This window comes from Agrobacterium salinitolerans (genome assembly GCF_027498475.1).
Taxonomy (GTDB): domain Bacteria; phylum Pseudomonadota; class Alphaproteobacteria; order Rhizobiales; family Rhizobiaceae; genus Agrobacterium; species Agrobacterium salinitolerans.
In genome coordinates, this window is record NZ_JAPZLN010000004.1 from 386,549 (window position 1) to 402,903 (window position 16,355).

14 protein-coding genes and 2 pseudogenes are annotated in these 16,355 nt (G+C 58.8%); 4 read left to right on the plus strand and 12 right to left on the minus strand.

The features are described from left to right. Positions 1 to 27: 27 nt before the first annotated feature. Both O9X91_RS16995 and O9X91_RS17000 read right to left on the minus strand, forming a co-directional pair. Entirely contained in the window at positions 28 to 417 is a 390-nt protein-coding gene (locus O9X91_RS16995) for a RidA family protein (RefSeq protein ID WP_142913362.1), read from the minus strand. Continuing rightward, positions 417 to 1,574, minus strand: a complete 1,158-nt coding sequence (locus O9X91_RS17000; RefSeq protein ID WP_244614261.1) for an alanine racemase — start codon at positions 1,572 to 1,574, stop codon at positions 417 to 419. The genes O9X91_RS16995 and O9X91_RS17000 overlap by 1 nt, the downstream gene beginning before the upstream one ends. Positions 1,575 to 1,766: 192 nt before the next feature. Here O9X91_RS17000 and O9X91_RS17005 point away from each other — a divergent pair. Further along, positions 1,767 to 1,988, plus strand: a pseudogene (locus tag O9X91_RS17005) (ABC transporter ATP-binding protein); the annotation flags it as partial. A 399-nt stretch (positions 1,989 to 2,387) separates the two neighbouring features. Then, complete coding sequence (locus O9X91_RS23900) at positions 2,388 to 2,591, plus strand: DUF4143 domain-containing protein (protein WP_423734666.1); 204 nt, start codon at positions 2,388 to 2,390, stop codon at positions 2,589 to 2,591. A 409-nt stretch (positions 2,592 to 3,000) separates the two neighbouring features. Here the strand turns inward: O9X91_RS23900 and O9X91_RS17015 are convergent, their stop codons facing one another. From O9X91_RS17015 to O9X91_RS17030, 4 genes are read right to left on the minus strand one after another with little or no spacing between them, the layout of a single operon-like run. Continuing rightward, on the minus strand, positions 3,001 to 3,777 hold the full coding sequence (locus O9X91_RS17015) for an ABC transporter permease (protein WP_077984695.1): 777 nt from the start codon (positions 3,775 to 3,777) through the stop codon (positions 3,001 to 3,003). Next, positions 3,764 to 4,585 carry an ABC transporter ATP-binding protein gene (locus O9X91_RS17020; RefSeq protein WP_077984696.1) on the minus strand — a complete coding sequence of 274 codons (822 nt, stop codon included), beginning with the start codon at positions 4,583 to 4,585 and terminating at the stop codon, positions 3,764 to 3,766. Before O9X91_RS17020 ends, O9X91_RS17015 begins: the two co-directional genes overlap by 14 nt. A gap of 9 nt (positions 4,586 to 4,594) precedes the next feature. Then, on the minus strand, positions 4,595 to 5,596 hold the full coding sequence (locus O9X91_RS17025; RefSeq protein WP_162520533.1) for an ABC transporter substrate-binding protein: 1,002 nt from the start codon (positions 5,594 to 5,596) through the stop codon (positions 4,595 to 4,597). A gap of 48 nt (positions 5,597 to 5,644) precedes the next feature. Continuing rightward, the gene (locus tag O9X91_RS17030) at positions 5,645 to 6,727 is read right to left on the minus strand and encodes a 4-oxalomesaconate tautomerase (protein WP_142913364.1); all 1,083 of its coding nucleotides are present in this window, start codon (positions 6,725 to 6,727) and stop codon (positions 5,645 to 5,647) included. 105 nt (positions 6,728 to 6,832) lie between these two features. On the opposite strand from O9X91_RS17030, the gene O9X91_RS17035 reads away from it, so the two are divergent. Continuing rightward, a complete protein-coding gene (locus O9X91_RS17035) occupies positions 6,833 to 7,729 on the plus strand; it encodes a LysR family transcriptional regulator (protein ID WP_077984698.1) in 897 nt (298 codons plus the stop codon). A 214-nt stretch (positions 7,730 to 7,943) separates the two neighbouring features. Further along, a pseudogene (locus tag O9X91_RS17040) lies at positions 7,944 to 8,152 on the plus strand (IS3 family transposase); the annotation flags it as partial. Positions 8,153 to 8,378: 226 nt separating this feature from the next. Here O9X91_RS17040 and O9X91_RS17045 read toward each other — a convergent pair. From O9X91_RS17045 to O9X91_RS17070, 6 genes are all read right to left on the minus strand, one after another. Then, entirely contained in the window at positions 8,379 to 9,524 is a 1,146-nt protein-coding gene (locus O9X91_RS17045; RefSeq protein WP_269834332.1) for an alpha-hydroxy acid oxidase, read from the minus strand. Between the two features lie 50 nt (positions 9,525 to 9,574). After that, on the minus strand, positions 9,575 to 11,242 hold the full coding sequence (locus O9X91_RS17050; RefSeq protein WP_142913365.1) for an acyltransferase: 1,668 nt from the start codon (positions 11,240 to 11,242) through the stop codon (positions 9,575 to 9,577). Next, positions 11,239 to 13,113 (minus strand): DUF2264 domain-containing protein, encoded by a 1,875-nt coding sequence (locus O9X91_RS17055; RefSeq protein WP_142913366.1) that lies wholly within the window; start codon positions 13,111 to 13,113, stop codon positions 11,239 to 11,241. The genes O9X91_RS17050 and O9X91_RS17055 overlap by 4 nt, the downstream gene beginning before the upstream one ends. A gap of 69 nt (positions 13,114 to 13,182) precedes the next feature. Then, a complete protein-coding gene (locus O9X91_RS17060) occupies positions 13,183 to 14,463 on the minus strand; it encodes an ABC transporter substrate-binding protein (RefSeq protein WP_142913367.1) in 1,281 nt (426 codons plus the stop codon). A 48-nt stretch (positions 14,464 to 14,511) separates the two neighbouring features. Further along, positions 14,512 to 15,216 (minus strand): YesL family protein, encoded by a 705-nt coding sequence (locus O9X91_RS17065; protein WP_142913368.1) that lies wholly within the window; start codon positions 15,214 to 15,216, stop codon positions 14,512 to 14,514. A gap of 19 nt (positions 15,217 to 15,235) precedes the next feature. Continuing rightward, positions 15,236 to 16,345, minus strand: a complete 1,110-nt coding sequence (locus O9X91_RS17070; RefSeq protein WP_137412562.1) for an ABC transporter ATP-binding protein — start codon at positions 16,343 to 16,345, stop codon at positions 15,236 to 15,238. Between the last annotated feature and the right edge of the window lie 10 nt (positions 16,346 to 16,355).

The following is a 16,355-nucleotide window of genomic DNA, read 5'->3' on the forward strand; positions in this document are numbered from 1 at the left end:
GTTCTTGCAACCGGATGCCCGTTGGATTTAATGGCCAATGACGGCAATCGCGTCAATCTCGACGAGATAGTCATAGTGCAGTTCAGGGACGGGAACGACTGTGCGGGCGGGGCGCGCCTCACCCAGCCGTTCGGCATAGACCGCGTTGAAACGCGGCCAATTGCTGACCCCAACGATGTACGCCGTCACGCGGACGAGATCGGCCGGCTGCCCGTCGGCCGCCTTGAGGATCGCCAGCATGTTGTCGATTGCTTGCGCAGCCTGCGTCTCGAAACTGTCGTCGGGCAGGGGCTCCCCATCGGGGCGGATCGGCAACTGGCCGGATATGTAAAGATGATCACCGCCACGCCTTGCCTGGACATAATGCCCAGCCGGGCGCGGCGCGTCATCCGTGCTGATGTCCAGCAATCTTGTCATTACCAGCCTCCAAAGCGCGGCCAGACGGCTTCCACATCGCGCGAGACCCCGCGCACGATATGATAGGCGCCGTGCTGTGCCGCGGTCGCACAGGCGTGGTTGGGCAGGATGCGGACGCGGTCTCCGACGGCCAAGTCTGGAAGGCGGCCGTTGGAACCCGGCCGGACAGCAATGATCCCGTGCTCTTGGTTCGCATCGGCAACGATCACATCGTTGAAAACTTCGCCGTTGACGTCGCAGACCAGACCAAAGCCCATGTCGACGGGCTGTTTGCTGGTGCCGCGGTCCCGCGACAGCGACATCCAGCCGCCATCTGTGATGATCCAGCCCTTATCGCGCTGGTGGCCGATGACGGTGGCGAGAACGCTGAGCGCAATGTCATCCACCCGACAGATGCCGATCCCGGCCATGACCAGATCGAAGAACACGAAGACTCCAGCGCGGACTTCGGTCACGCCGGTCAAATCCTTTGCGTGATGAGCCGTCGGCGTTGAGCCGACACTAACGATGGGGCAGGGCAGGCCGGCGGCGCGCAGGACCTGCGCGGACTCGACAACAGCCCGGCGTTCTGCCTCGGCGAAGCGTTCCTGAGTCTCCGGGCCGCCGCCGCGATAGCTATCACCGGCATGGGTCAGTACGCCGCGCAACTCGGCGCCGGCGGCAAGTACTTCGCCGATCTGAAGCAGCCGGGCATGGTCATGGGGCGGAACGCCGGAGCGATGGCCGTCGCAATCGATTTCGATGAGGGCTGGAATGCGTAAACCCGCCGCCTTGGATGCTGCGGCAATAGCCTCGGCCTGCTCGACATTGTCGGCCACGACCATGAGGTCGATGCCGCGGTCCCGCATCTCGGCGACACGAGCGAGCTTGTCGGGTGCAATCCCAACCGCATAGATCACGTCGCGCACGCCTGCTGCGGCGAACTGTTCGGCCTCCTTCAAGGTCGATACGGTCGCAGGCCCTTCCGGCGTCGTCATGACCTTGCGGGCGGCCTCGATCGACTTGGCAGTTTTCAGATGCGGGCGTAGAGAAACGCCCAGTGCATCGAGACGCGTCCGCAGCCGCGTGATATTTCTCTCCATCCGATCCGCATCCACGATAAGGCAGGGCGTTTCCAGGGTGTCGAGCGTGCTGGCGAAATTGGGTTCTGTCCGCATTTGAAGCGTCCTTGCATCCATCAGTCCGGTTTCCGGTTTGATCCCAATTTGCCGCCAATTCATAAAGGCTGCAATTAATGACTAGTGAATGTTGGATTTAGCTTTCTGTTAATCTCTTCACCTCCAGGCCTTGCCTTGAGCAGGCTTTTCTCGTGGCAGTCAGAGTTTCGGCCCAGGAATATTGTCTCTGGCATGGTCGTTACGACCGAGCCTGTGTTGCCGGATGACGCGGTGATTGCGGTTCGTGGTTTGACCGTTAACCTACCGCGCGGCATGGAGCGTCCACACGCTGTTGAGAACGTACCCTTCGATCTCAAGCGTGCCTAGATTCTCCGCAACATCGGTGAATCCGGCTCGGGCAAATCGCTGACGGCCAACACCATCTTCGCGCTGTTGCCGAAAGTGATCCCCGTTTTCGGCAGGCACCCTCAATCTCAACACTGTGCCGCCTTCCTGCGATGCTGACCAACGCCCCGGACGCTTCCTTCTGACCGATTCAGCCAATCTCATGACCCTGCCGCGCGTGTCGGACTCGCTCGCAGGGCGGATGGAGGTGGTCAGATTGCTTCCGCTTGCGCAAAGCGAGATCAAAACTGCCGCGGCAGCTTTCTGCGCGATGCATTTCAAAATGAAGCCAAGGGCGGAGAAGCCATCGTCGGCGATGATCTGATGGCCGCGGTTCTGGCCGGTGGATATCCAGAGGCGCTGGGTCGTAGGAACCTGAGCCGCAGACATGATTGGTACGAAGATTATGTCGAGGCGATCGTCCAACGCGACGTTCGCGATGTCGCGCAGATTGAACAGATTGCACAAATGCCACGCCTGTTGCGCATCCTGGCCGAGCATTCGGGACAACTCGTGAACTATTCCGGGATCGGCGCCGCTATTGGGATGAATAACGTCACAACGCAGAAATACGTCGGCATATTTGAGAGCCTTTTCCTTGCCCGAACGGTTCAACCCTGGTTTTCCAATAAACTTAAACGTCTGACCAAGACCCCAAAATCCATTTTCTAGATTCCGGTCTTCTTGCATCTCTGCGCGACCTGTCTCTTGACTGACTCCGACATGATAGGGGGAAGGATTGTCGGTATCGAGATCAAAGCGGCAGCATCCGTGACGAATTCCGATTTCTCTGGACTGCGCATATTGGCTAAAGCAACAAGGGAACGATTTGTTTCAGGCATTGTCATGTACGACCATGACAAGGTGATCCCGTTCGGAGAGCGGCTATCCGCTGTCCCAATCGCGGCGTTGTGGCGTTAACAGGTAACTCGATTGGGGCTTCGCACGCCAGAACTTTTGGAAGTGTGGCGACGAAAACTGGACCGCAAGCGACCGATGGGATAAGTGTAGCAACGTCGTTAAAGAAAAAGCGGGTCGGCCGACTGGCCGCCCCGATGGAAATAGTCTTGTTTCATTCCGCTTACGCGGGACGTTCCTCGCCTGCATTCGGCCGCCAGGTAATCAACCTCTTCTCCGCAAAATCCAGAATGAGGTCAATAACAAGAACGAAGACCGCCAGGATGATGATGCCCGCGAAGACGCCGACCGCATCGAAGTTGCCTTCCGAGCGGGCGATTAGATAACCGAGGCCAGCGGAGGCTCCCAGATATTCGCCGATGATTGCGCCGACCACGGCAAATCCGACGGAGGTGCGCAGCGACGACAGAATCCAGCTCGCCGCAGCGGGGAAATAGACGTGACGCAGCAGATCCGAACGCTTGGCGCCAAGAATGCGAGTATTGGAAAGCACGACCGGATTCACTTCGCGCACGCCCTGCATGGCGTTGAAGAAAGTGACGAAGAAAACGAGCGTAACCGCAAGCGCAACCTTCGACCACAGGCCGAGGCCGAGCCACAGCACGAAGATCGGAGCCAGAACCACACGCGGAATGGCGTTCACGGCCTTGATGAACGGATCAAGCACCCGGGCGACGAAGGGGCTGAGGCCCAGCCAGACGCCGGCGCCGACGCCGAGACCTGTACCGATGAGATAGCCAAGCACCGTTTCGCTCAGCGTGATGCCGACATGCTTGTAAAAACCGGCATCGGCAACCCAATCAATCACCTGTTTGACGATGTCATAGGGCGCCGGAAAGAAGAACCGGTCGATGGCGCCCGAGGTGACACCGAGTTGCCAGCCTCCCAAAAGCACGACCAGAAGAACGACCTGGATGATACGAACATTAACGGCTTGCATAGCTTTTCTCCACTTCGCCACGCAGGGACGCCCATATATCGCGATAGAGCGTCATGAATTTTGGATCGAGTTTGATTTCCGCAACGTTGCGGGGACGTTCAAGATCGACAGGGAAGCTCTCGATGACGCGGCTCTTCGGGCCAGCAGCGAGAACAACAACCCGGTCTCCGAGCGCAATCGCCTCTTCCAGATCATGGGTGATCATGACCACCGCACGGCGGTCCTCCTGCCACAGGCGCAGCAATTCGTTCTGCATAAGGTGGCGGGTATGGATATCCAATGCGGAGAAGGGTTCGTCCATGAGGATGACCTTCGGCTCGGTGATGAGTGCCTGTGCCATCTGCACGCGTTTGCGCTGCCCACCGGAGAGTTGGTGCGGAAAGCGGTCTCCGAATCCCTTCAGGCCGACCTTTTCAAGCCAGGACTGAACCTTGGCGCGCCGCTCATTTTCGGGAACGCCGCGGAACATCAAGCCAAGCTCGACATTCTGAAACGCTGTCTTCCAGGGAAGGAGCGCGTCCTGCTGGAACAGATATCCGATGTTGTTCTGTACGCCCTTGACGAGCGAACCGTCGATGGAAACCTTGCCCTGCGCTGGCTTCAACAGGCCCGCAATGGCGTTGAGAATGGTGGACTTTCCGCATCCCGTAGGCCCAACGATGGAGAGAAACTCGCCATCGCCGACCTTGAGATTTACGTTTTGTACGGCAACAAACGAACCGAACGCCATGGTCACATCATCGATTGCTACCATCGGCGGGGGCTTCAGTTCCGTCACGGGTTCTAGCTTTCTGGCTGGCGAAGACATGGCGGCCTCTCAGTTTGCGGCCTTCGAGGCAGCAGCCTCGACGAACTTGTTGGTGTAGGTGGTGTTGAGATCGATCGTCGCCTTGGCAACCGCATCATTGAAGCTTTTCAGAACGGAAAGCGGCGTTTCGAGATCGGCAGGCTCGAACTTGCCGTCTTCGGAGAAGATCGCCTTGGCTGCTTCGACAGCCTTGATGTAGGTCTGCTTGTCGCCGGACACGAAATCATCGGGAAGCTTCGCCACGATTTCTTCCGCAGAATGCTGCTTCATCCAGTGCAGCGCCCGAACCGTCGCGTTGGTGACTTTCTGAACCACTTCTGGATTGGCATCGATATAGTCCTGCGTCGCGTAAAGGACCGATGTCGGATAGATGCCGCCATAGACATCCCTGGCGCCCTGATCGCTACGGGCATCGATGAGGATCTTGCCCAATCCGCGTTCCACGACGATGGTCGCGGCAGGATCGTAATTGACGAGCAGGTCGATCTTGCCCTGCTGCAGAGCGGCTACGGCTGCAGCACCCGAACCGACGCCGATGATGGAGATGTCGTTGTCGCTGAGATCATGCTGCTTCATGTAATAGCGAATGAAGAAGTCCGAGGAGGAGCCGGGCGACGTAATGCCGACCTTCTTGCCCTTGATCGTCTCGGGCTTGGCCGGATCGAAGTCCGTGTCGTTCTTGCCAGCGAGAACCAGGCCCGAGTTACGGGCAAGCTGCACGAAGCCGACCACATGCTTGTTCTGCGACTGCATCTGGATCGTATGATCGTAGAAGCCCACGGCAACGTCCGTGGAACCCGCGACAAGCGCCTGCAGGACCTTCGACCCGCCTTGGGCAAAGTTCTCGGTCGTTACATCAAGGCCCTCCTCCTTGTAGAAGCCAAGGCTCGCAGCCACGGGGAAAGGCAGGTTGTTGAGGTTGTACGAGCCAACGCTCATCCTGACGGATTCGGCATTGGCTGATGCTGCCAGCGCACAGAGCGCGGCGGTTGCAAGCAGATATTTACGCATAAGGGTCTCCTCCCGGTTCAACTATATTTTGCGCCACTATGGCCGCGTCTAGGCTGCGTCTTCAATCGCAGCGGTTGGTTTGGCAAAGGCGAAGCCTTCGAAAAGCCTGCGCGCCGTTCTTACAAGTCCGGCCGTTATTGCTCCGTTTCGCATCTCCAGCTGCACGTCGAGGCAGCCGGCGGGATGTTCGATGCGGATCTGGGTTGGCACCGAAAGGCCTCCAACCATATCATAAGCGACAGAGCCTTTGGTGACAGCCGCGGTTGCGATGCCAACAGCACCGGTCGTCGCCAGTGCAGGATGACACTCGTTGGGCATGAAATACCGTACCGAGAGAGTGCCGCCTCTGCGGGCAGGCGCAACGAGCACCGGTTTCGGAATGACCATGTCTTTGACATCACCCATTCCCATCAACTTTCCAGCCTCGATGCGGATGCGGGTCATCCGTGCGATGAGGTCCTTGTGAGCGCTCAGGGTTTGCGGATCCTCGTACCCCGTCACGCCGAGATCGGGTGCGCGGATGAGAACCATCGGAATGGCACAGTCTATGGCCGTCACGTTGACGCCATCGATTAGATCAACCGGCTTTCCAGTTGGTAGCAGGTGGCCGGTCTTCGCACCTGCTGCATCCATGAATGTCAATGCGATGGGTGCCGCCAGACCCGGAACGCCGTCGATCGAGGCGTCGCCGAGATAAATAACCTCACGACCGCGTGTCGGAACTTTCGCCTCGATCAGCTTGCCGGTATTCACGTTATGGATTCTCACAAGAGTATCCTTGCCCCGTGCTTCGACAAGTCCCGCTTCGATAGCAAAAGGGCCGACAGCGGCCAGCATGTTTCCGCAATTTGGCGAATAATCGACATACTGCCTGTCGGTCCGAACCTGCGCGAACAGGTAATCAATGTCCGCGCCCCGGACTGTGGAAGGGCCGATAATCGCAACTTTGGACGTAACCGGATTGCCTCCGCCAATGCCGTCGATCTGCAGTGGATGGCCCGACCCCATGATGGAGAGAAGGGCCGCGTCCCGGTCTACTCGATCACGGGGAAGATCGGATGCGAGAAAGAACGGTCCACGCGACGTTCCACCGCGCATCAGCACACAGGGTATCTTCAGCAGGTCGTTCATGGGTTGCCTCAGTATTGCATTTGGCGGATCAATGCGTCGTGTTGTTGCAATATGAGCAAAAGAGTCTAATCTGTTAAATGCAATGTTTTGGAGTTTTATTGCGATATGAGCATCAATTGCGAAATTCTGGATTTGCGGGCGTTTCAAGCGGTGGTTGAATTGGCCAGTTTCCACAGGGCCGCCGAGGCGCTTCACATCTCGCAACCGGCGCTCACCCGCCGTATCCAGAAACTGGAGCAGGCGATCGGGGCGCCCCTTCTGGAAAGAACGACACGCCACGTTGCCCCCACTGCCATGGGACAGGAAGTCATGCCGCTCGTTCGGCGTATGCTCGAGGAATTTGACGGATCGCTTTTTGCCATGAAGGACGGCGCGCAACGGCGTGGGCTTATCACCATGGCCTGTGTTCCGACCGCCGCCTTTTACTTTCTTCCCACCGTCATCAAGACCTTCAGCCAGCAATATCCCCACATAAGGCTGAGGATCAGGGATTTGACAGCCAATGAAGGTCTTCAGGCGGTCGCCAGAGGCGAGGTGGAATTCGGCATCAACCTGATGGGCAATTCCGATCCCGAGCTTTCATTCGAGCCCCTCATCGATGACCCCTTCGTGCTGGCGATGAGGAAAGACCACCCTCTGGCAGCCTACGAGACAATCGAGTGGGACCAGCTGGAGGCCTTTCCGCTGGTTGTCGTGGACCGTTCAAGTGGCAACAGGACGCTTCTCGACAGCGCGCTTGCGCGATGCAATCTAAAATTGAATTGGTTTTACGAGGTGACGCACCTGAACACGTCGCTCGGTCTTGTGGAAGCTGGACTTGGGATTTCCGTCCTGCCGCGGTTGGCAACGCCGCAGGGCGATCACCCATTCCTTATCACCCGGCCGATCGTCAACCCGGTGGTTTCCCGCACGATAGGCATCGTGCGGAGAAGGAGTAACGCGCTGTCTCCGGCGGCGGAAAAATTCGTGGAAATGCTGTTGAGAACTTGGAAAACACATTAATTTTACAGCCTCGTGCGGTCTAAACCTCAGGCCCTGATACGGGGGATTGTTCGTGAGCATCTGGCCACTTTGGAGTAGTGTCGAGCTATTGCTGTTGGTTCTAAACACGAGATCGCCCGCGGTCGTTCCGCGACCAGCGCTCGCCAATCTAGCGCCGTGATTATCTGATCATTTGCCTCGCAGCGAGGATACCCCCTCTTGAAGTGGAGGATGCCGGCGCGGCAACTGCCATGACAAACCGTGGCCGAGAGCCTCTTCAATCTGTTGAGCCGGGAGCGGGTATGCCGAAAGGTTTATCGCTCAAGAGACGAAGCCAGGCAGGACGTGTTCGACTACATCGAGATGTTTTACAACCCGAAGCGCAAACATGTCAGAAACGGGATGCTGTCACCCGTCGAGTTAGAAGAACGGCAGAAAACGTAACCCGAGGGTGTCTACGAAACGCGGGGCTATTCAGTTTCTCTCCGGAGCCAAGCGTCATCGCTCGCTGATTTCAGCCTGCTTTTGCGGGCTTGTTTGTCTGGCGCTCGTCTGGAACATCAGTATGGCGCTTCAGGAGCAGCGACGAAACGCGGCTGAAATGGCATGCGGTTTCACGTAGTCGGTTGCGACCGCGCTTCGCCCAGCTCTTTCCCAACGTCCAGCTTGTTCAACGAAACCGAAGGTTCCGGCGTGTCAGCTGATCGACGAAGGTGCAGCCCATCAGTTTCATGCCGCGCTCGATTTCGATACGCATCAACTCGAGCGCTCTTTCCACGCCCGGTTGCCCGGCAGCAGCCAAGGGGAAAAGGTAATAGCGGCCGAGCCCCACGGCTTTTGCACCGAGAGACAGTGCTTTCAAAACATGGGTGCCGCGCTGCACGCCGCCATCCATCATCACGTCGATCCGGTCGCCGACCGCATCGACGATCTCGGCCAGCTGATCGAAGGCGCTGCGGGAGCCATCGAGCTGGCGGCCGCCGTGATTGGAAAGCACGATGCCGCTGCAGCCGATGTCGACGGCGCGTCTGGCGTCATCCACCGACATGATGCCCTTCAGGCAGAACGGCCCGCCCCATTCGCGCACCATCTGCGCCACGTCGTCCCAGTTCATCGAAGGGTCGAGCATGTCGGTGAAATAGCGGCTGATGGAAAGAGCGCCGCCGTCCATTTTAATGTGGTCGTCGAGCTGCGGCAGGCTGAAGCGCTCATGCGTCAGGTAATTGATGCCCCAGGCCGGCTTGATGGCAAATTGCGCGATGCCGGAAAGATTGAGCTTGAACGGAATGGCAAAGCCGGTGCGCTTGTCGCGCTCGCGGTTGCCGCCGGTAATACTGTCCACCGTCAGCATCATCGCCTCGACACCGGCGCTCTTGGCGCGCGCCATCATATCGCGGTTGAGGCCTCGGTCCTTGTGGAAATAGAACTGATAGACCTGCGGACCGCCGCTGATCCGGCGCGCTTCTTCCAGGCTCGTGGTGCCGAGCGAAGAAACGCCGAACATCGTGCCGTATTTTCCCGCCGCGGCCGCAACCGCCCGTTCCCCCTGATGGTGGAAGAGGCGTTGCAGCGCCGTCGGCGAACAATAGACCGGCATGGACAGCTTCTGCCCCATGACGGTGACCGACATATCCACATCGGCCACGCCCCGCAGCACATCGGGAACGAGATCGCATTTCTCGAAGGCGGCCGTGTTTCGCCGATACGTCACCTCGTCATCGGCGGCGCCGTCTATATAATTGAAGATCGGTCCGGGCAGACGCTGCTTGGCCATGCGGCGAAAATCGTGGAAATTATAGCAGTCTTTGAGTTGCATCTTTTACTCGACCGGTCAGGTTTGAAAGCTTTCAAAAGAGTGTCGGAAACCTATACCGGAGATTTGGAGCGGGCAATCAGGCCACGGACGATTTCCGCAGGCTCGAAGCGATGGATGCCGCGAGGTCGGAACGGCAGGAGATGTTCCGCATCGAGGAGCTTCGCTGAAAGCCAGAGAACCGACATCCACATTTCCGTGCCCTGCAGCCCGGCCGGATGCCCCTCGGCAAAGGCAAATCCTCTGTTCCTTTGCCAGCGTCCCTCATTTCGGCGCAGAATTTCGCGGGCTATCTCTTTCGCCTCGTCCTGCCGGTGATCCGTCTGTTTCAGGCACAGAAGAAGCGGGTGGATTGTATCGAGCAGGTTACAGGCATTAAAATCCTCGCCGTGGAAACCGCTATAGGCACGATAATTGGCGATAACGGAGTCTATTGCTGCGTCCGGATAGGGAAGGGGCAGGCCGAACTGCGCGTAAGAGCCGCGCGTAAGCCGGTAAAAACCGTTGACCGGTTGCAGCAGGCCCTGTGCGGCAGTCGGCTCACCCCAAAGCCCGGTGGTTTTATCTGCATTCATCGCCAGCCAACCGAAGAGAACGGTGAGGTTGTCGCCGGATGTGAAATAGCGCCTGTTGAAATAAAGCGCGGTGGCGATGGCGTCTATTGTGGCGCCGCAATGCCATGCCCGGCTTTGCCACGGCAATTCTTCCAGCAGGAGGATGAGTTCTTCGGCGCGCAGACGCTCAATGAAAGCGATCGGCTGTTTTGGCGCAGCTCCGAAACATTCAAGCGCATATCCGACAGCCAGAATATTATAGAGGACGGCAGGGTCCTTCTCGGGAGATGTAGAAGAGCGGTGGTGACGGTTAAGAAAAAGCCCCGTTTCTTGATCCTGCAAGGCCTGAAGATTGGCCACGGTTTTTCCGGTATCGAAAGCGATCTTTTCCTGTCCGAAGGCTGCTGCGATCTCGATGGCATCGCACAGATGCCTGACGCTTTCGACCTCACCTCCAGATGCATCGGCGGAACGATAGTTACCATCCTCGCCATAGGCGCGGATGGCCGCAAGCCAGTCGTCCGCAATCTCCTTGCCGAGTTCTCGCAGCGGGCTATCGGGTTCCATCAGCGTCGGCGCGGCCGCTTTTTTTCCGCGATATCGCAGAACCCGGGCGGGAACGCCGCCTGCAATGGCCATGGCGGGAATGTCCTTCGCCACCACCGCGCCTGCGGCGACAACAGCGCCGCGTCCTATCTTCACGCCATCAAGCACAACCGCATTGGCGCCGATCCAGACGTCGTCGCCGATCTCTATCCCGAGCGAGGTCAGCGGTTGGCGGTGGATCGGAGTTTCAATGTCGTCGAAGCCATGGTTGAAACCGACGATGCTGACATGTGAGGCGATGCGCACGCCATTGCCGATTGTGACCTTACCGGAAAGACAGGCATAGGGGTTGATCGACACATTGTCGCCGAGTTCGATGTCGCCGCGCACGATTGCGTAACCGGCGATCCACGAATACGCACCCATAAGGAGTCTATCCGTATGTACCTCGGCCCTGGCGGCGATGTAGACGCCCTGCCCGAAAACGGTGTTGGCAGAGCGCTTGAGGCCACGCAACCGCGCCTGATGGTCGGGGCCGTCGATATCCTCCTGCTTCCGCTCCCAGGTCAGGATGTTCAGCCGATCCGATCTTTGGGAAAAGCTCGATACTTCGTCTGTCATCTCCGCCAGCCTGCGCGGGTTTCATCGAGAGCATAGGCGGGAACGCGTCGCCCCTCCCGCCTGAACATCTCTTCCAGTCTCGGGAGATCTGGACTTTCGGGGAGGACAGCCAATGCGGCCTCTGCTTCTCTACCGGCCGGCAGTGCCATGGCCGCCGTCACCAGCAGCGTTTCGCCGGATGCGATGGCGCCGCGCAATTGCGGAACAAGGGTTCTGGCGTGGATGAGGTTGGTATTGGCGATTGCCTGATGGCACACGCCTTCGCGCCGAATGCCAGCCGAAAGATCGACGATGAGGCTGGTGTCAGTCTGTCCGTAACAGACGGCGCGACCTTCACCCGCCTCGGTGCAGTCGCGATTGAAATCGGCCCGCTCTATGGCAAATCCGCCTTCCGATGTTTGCAAGGGGCGCGGGGTACGCATGCGGTGCAGCCTTATGTGCCAGGGGTTTTGTGGCACGAGCCAGGTCTCGATCTCGACATCCGCCCATGGCCGCCAGCGGGAATAGAGGCAGTCTCTCGCAATCAAGGCCTCTTCCATCGTCTCGCGGGTGCGCAAGTGCACGCCATCGTCGGAAAGGCCGAGCATGCCGTCGAAACTCGCGGCGGCGAAATGCCGGTCATCCGCCTCGACATTGAAGGCATAACGGGTGGAATAGACGAATTTCGAGTATTTTTCCTGTGCGCCGCGCATCCTGTCGTGCTGCTGCCCGGAGGACAGGACCACGATATTGCCCGGCGTATGAAAGGCCACCATACCTGGCTCCGCCAAGGGAACCGGTTCGGCAAATTCCTGCGGTTCTGCCTCATCCGCAGTCCAGAATGGGTGATCGGCGGGCAGCGCCAGCGGCAGGAAAAATTTGAGCGCCCAATAGGGGGAACAGGGAGAATTGTAGCTCTCGCTCATCAAAAGATTTGGGTAGCCATATCCGACCGACAGGACGCCGTCGCGGTCCGCGATAGGCCGCTTCGACCACCAGCGGATATGGCGCATGTAATAACCCTTGATCTCCGGCCACGGCAGCGCCTCCAGACCGGAAAAGGCAAGAGCGCCCCAAAAACCGCCCGCCGCAAAACGGTAGGTCTGGCTGCGTCCGAAGGCGAGCGAGGCCCCGTCAGGCCCGAACCAGTGGCGTATGTCACGGGTGAAAATGCGCGAGCGTTCGAGCAAGCGCATTTTTCGCGCGTCGTCGCCTTTTGCCAGCACCGTATAGATCAGGCCGTAAAAATGCATGGCGAAGGGAATATAGTGGTCGACCCGGCGCACCGGCCCGTCGCGATACCAGCCGTTGCCGATATCGAAAGCCTCGAGTTCATCGAGATAGGTCTGGGTCTTGGCGCGGTCGAATTCCACGCCGACCCGTTCCAGCCCGAGATCGATCAGAACCCGGAAGAATTTCCAGTTATTGTCGACGAATTCCCGCTCGCGGGCGGCAAGAAGATAGGCGGCGACGGCCTGCCTGTCCGTTTCGGCAAGCGGCTCCCAGATATGTTCGGGAACCATGGCGAGCGCAAATCCTATCGCCGCCAGCTCGACCAGCCGCTGGTGCCGATCAGCCGTGTCGCCCCAATATTCGGGGTGGGCGGGGTTGGCGCCATTGGCCAGTCCACGCCTGTAGAGATCCCAGTGGGGAAAGTCATAACCGCCGGCGGCAAGTGGAACGATGCCCCATAGTGGCCGGGCAAAACCCTCCAGTTCCGCCGCAGGAAAATCGAAAATCGCCCCCGTCGCTCCAAGTCGGACACGCGCGCCGCCGGGTGAAAAACAGGCAAGCAGCGGGTTGAAGAGATCGATCACCGCCTTTGCGAGATCGTCCCGGCTTAAAAGCGGATTGTGAAAGAGCGGATTGGCTGTGGCGGTCTCGTGAGGCACGGTGACGAATATCCGGAATTCATGATCGAAGGAAGGGCCGCAGGCTCATCGCCCGCGGCCCTGGGGCAATTATTTAATGGCCTTGACGCCGTCATTCATGTCCTTGATGCCATCATCGATGGAGATATTGTCGGTCATCAGCGCATCATGCACGCGGTTCAGCACAACTTCGATCTTGGCCGCATTCGGGTTGACCGCCATTTCCAGATAGGCCTTGCCCGCCTGCAGCGCGTCCTTGCTGTTCTGATCCTGCGGGAAGCCCGGCAGTGCTGCGATCTTCTCGGCCACATCATCGGTTCTGAGCGCAGGGAAAGTGCCGGTGGAGGCGATGATCGCCGCACCCTCAGGTCCGGTAACGAAGTGGATGAAATCCAGCGCCGCTTCCTTGTGGTCGGAATTGGCATTGACCGACAATCCTGCAATCTGCGCGGCCGTCGCCCCTGCCGGCACACCATCCGGATGGGGGAACTTCACGATGCCCCAGTTGGCGCTTTTCGACTCGCCGGATTTCACCTTGGCAATCTGGGTGCCGACAAACCATGTGCCCATGGGCAGCATGCCGATCGTTCCGTTGAAGAAAAGAGCGGAATAATGGGTATTCGAGGTTTTCAGCGAGGCGTAGGACGGTATCGCGCCGCTCTTTTGCAGGGCAAGCGCACGCTCATACCAGGGTTTCAGGAATTCATAATTACCGTCCACCAGCGTGTGCTTGCCGTCCTGAATACCGGGCAGCTGCACCGTCGAACGCCAGGTGTGCAGCAGCGCGCCGTAGGTGCGGTTGGCGCCCATGCCACCCTTCAGCCTGCCGGCGATTTCATCGAACTGCGCCCAGCTCATGTCATTGGTGGGGTAGGGCACGCCGGCCTTGTCGAAAATATCCTTGTTGTAATAGACCACCCAGAAATCCGAGCGGAACGGCAGGGCGTAAATCTTGCCGTCGATGGTCAGTTCCTCGATCAGGCCGCCATAGGGCGCCGTCTCGATCTTCTGGTCCTTGATGAAGCCGCTGAGATCGGTGATGTTGCCGGCGCGCACCAGATTGGCGTAGCCGGGCACGTCCTTGATGGTGACGACGTCGATATCCTTGGAGCCGCCGGTCAGCTGAGTGGATATCATCTGCGTATAGTCCTGCGAGCCGAGGTCGACCACCTCGAACGTCACATTCGGATGTTTCTGCTTGTAGGCCTCCATCAAGGGTTTGAAATAAGCGCCCTTGTCCAAATCCCAAAGCGCCCATTTAAGCGTGACGGGCGCATCGCCCGCAGCAAGCGCCGTTCCTCCCATGCCGATCGCAATGCCGAGACCGGCGGTTGCGAGAGCAAATGCACGTCTGGTTGTCTTAAACTCCATAGCCCGTTTCTCCTTCCCTGACTGATGTCGTTTTGATTTTAGTCTGCCTTAAGCGCCGCTCCCCGCCGGTTCGGGCATCCGCGCGCGTGTTTTCGCTGCAGCGTTTCTCGCTGCGAAACACAGGGCGAACATGCCGAGCGAAAAATTGATGGTGGCCGGCATGAACACCGACACCGGATAAAAGAGGATGTGTGCGATCCACAGCGCTGTGACGAAGCCGAGCGCCGCCAGCATCGGCAACGGTCTGATGAGTGCGGAAAATGCCGCCTGCCGCAGCGTTTCTCCAAGCAGCAAGTCCTGTTTCGCCATGAGAACAATGGCGTAGGCGCTGAGAAGGATGAGAAGCAGCGTCACTGCCAGACTGATCGTAAAGGGCAGGCTATAAACGAGCTGAAGCCGGGCGGCCCCGGCATAGCTGACAGTCGCGTAAACACCGGCGCTCACCAGCAGCGCGCTCAAAACCACAAGTGCGGTGCCGCGAAGAGCGAACTTCCGCAAGGCCTCGAGAAAGTCGCGCAGCAGATAGGTATTCTCGTCATTTGCGAAGGAAACTGAGATGCGGGCCGTGGCCAGCATCGCCGCTGGCATCGTCACCACCGGCAGGCTGGCGATGATGAACAGGAGGTTGAGCTTCACCATCTCCCACCATTCGCGCTTGACGATATCGAGGAACAGGGCAACGCCGGTAAGCGGCGGGGCGTTCTTGTCGATCCCGGCCCCTTCCCTTGTCCATAAGCCTTCCAGCCATTGCATCGCGTTTCTCCCCGTCGCCTCAATAAAGGATCGATCGCTCGGTGGCGGGATCGAAAAGCTGTGCATTCGTCAGATCCGCCACCAGTTCGACGGGATCGCCGATCTTCGCCCTGAAACGCGGTGAGACGCGCGCGACGAGGTTTCGCCCGCCGGAGACGAGGTTGAGATGCACCTCCGATCCCATCGGCTCCGCCAGTTCCACCGTCGCCCGGAAGGGTGCGACATTGGCGGCGTCGATATCCGCCGGGGCGAATTCGTGGAAGTTTTCCGGGCGGATGCCGAGAACGATGTCCTTTCCTTCATATGGGTGCAGGCGTGCGGTATCGATGCCTGCCGGCAGTGGCAAGGAAGCGCCGTCGAACAGGGCGGTGAAGCGGTCGCCGTCGCGGCGTAGCGTTACCGGCAGCATGTTCATCTGCGGCGCGCCGATGAAGCCCGCGACGAACATGTTGATCGGTCGGTCGTAGAGATTTTGCGGCGTATCCACTTGCTGGATATGGCCATCCTTCATCACCACGATGCGGTCCGCCATGGTCATGGCTTCCACCTGATCGTGGGTGACGTAAATGAAGGTGGCGTCGAGCCGTTTGTGCAGTTTGGAGATTTCCGACCGCATCGTTCCGCGCAGCTTGGCGTCGAGATTGGAAAGCGGCTCATCGAGCAGAAAGACTTCCGGATTGCGCACCATGGCGCGGCCAAGCGCGACACGCTGGCGCTGGCCGCCGGAAAGCGCTTTCGGCTTTCGGTTCAAGAGATGGGTGATGTCGAGAATTTTCGCTGCATCCTTGACCTTGGTGTCGATGAGATGGCGCGGCGCCTTTCTGAGTTCCAGACCGAAGGCCATGTTCTTGTAGACCGTCATATGCGGGTAAAGCGCATAGTTCTGGAACACCATGGCGATGTCGCGGTCCTTGGAGGGCACATCGTTCATCACGTCCTCGCCGATGCGCAACTCACCGCCGGAGATTTCCTCCAGCCCGGCGATCATCCTGAGCGTCGTGGATTTTCCGCACCCGGAAGGGCCGACCAGAATGATGAATTCCTTGTCGGCAATATCCAGATCGATATCGTGAACGACCTTGAGCGCGCCGAAGGTCTTGTTGAGTTTTTTCAGGGAAATGCTAGCCATCTGTGCCTCG

Excerpts from the sequence above, each read along its gene's own strand:
- O9X91_RS16995 (WP_142913362.1), bottom strand. The coding sequence starts at position 417 with ATGACAAGATTGCTGGACATCAGCACGGATGACGCGCCGCGCCCGGCT.
- O9X91_RS17000 (WP_244614261.1), bottom strand. The coding sequence starts at position 1,574 with ATGCGGACAGAACCCAATTTCGCCAGCACGCTCGACACCCTGGAAACG.
- O9X91_RS23900 (WP_423734666.1), top strand. The coding sequence starts at position 2,388 with ATGCCACGCCTGTTGCGCATCCTGGCCGAGCATTCGGGACAACTCGTG.
- O9X91_RS17015 (WP_077984695.1), bottom strand. The coding sequence starts at position 3,777 with ATGCAAGCCGTTAATGTTCGTATCATCCAGGTCGTTCTTCTGGTCGTG.
- O9X91_RS17020 (WP_077984696.1), bottom strand. The coding sequence starts at position 4,585 with ATGTCTTCGCCAGCCAGAAAGCTAGAACCCGTGACGGAACTGAAGCCC.
- O9X91_RS17025 (WP_162520533.1), bottom strand. The coding sequence starts at position 5,596 with ATGCGTAAATATCTGCTTGCAACCGCCGCGCTCTGTGCGCTGGCAGCA.
- O9X91_RS17030 (WP_142913364.1), bottom strand. The coding sequence starts at position 6,727 with ATGAACGACCTGCTGAAGATACCCTGTGTGCTGATGCGCGGTGGAACG.
- O9X91_RS17035 (WP_077984698.1), top strand. The coding sequence starts at position 6,833 with ATGAGCATCAATTGCGAAATTCTGGATTTGCGGGCGTTTCAAGCGGTG.
- O9X91_RS17045 (WP_269834332.1), bottom strand. The coding sequence starts at position 9,524 with ATGCAACTCAAAGACTGCTATAATTTCCACGATTTTCGCCGCATGGCC.
- O9X91_RS17050 (WP_142913365.1), bottom strand. The coding sequence starts at position 11,242 with ATGACAGACGAAGTATCGAGCTTTTCCCAAAGATCGGATCGGCTGAAC.
- O9X91_RS17060 (WP_142913367.1), bottom strand. The coding sequence starts at position 14,463 with ATGGAGTTTAAGACAACCAGACGTGCATTTGCTCTCGCAACCGCCGGT.
- O9X91_RS17065 (WP_142913368.1), bottom strand. The coding sequence starts at position 15,216 with ATGCAATGGCTGGAAGGCTTATGGACAAGGGAAGGGGCCGGGATCGAC.
- O9X91_RS17070 (WP_137412562.1), bottom strand. The coding sequence starts at position 16,345 with ATGGCTAGCATTTCCCTGAAAAAACTCAACAAGACCTTCGGCGCGCTC.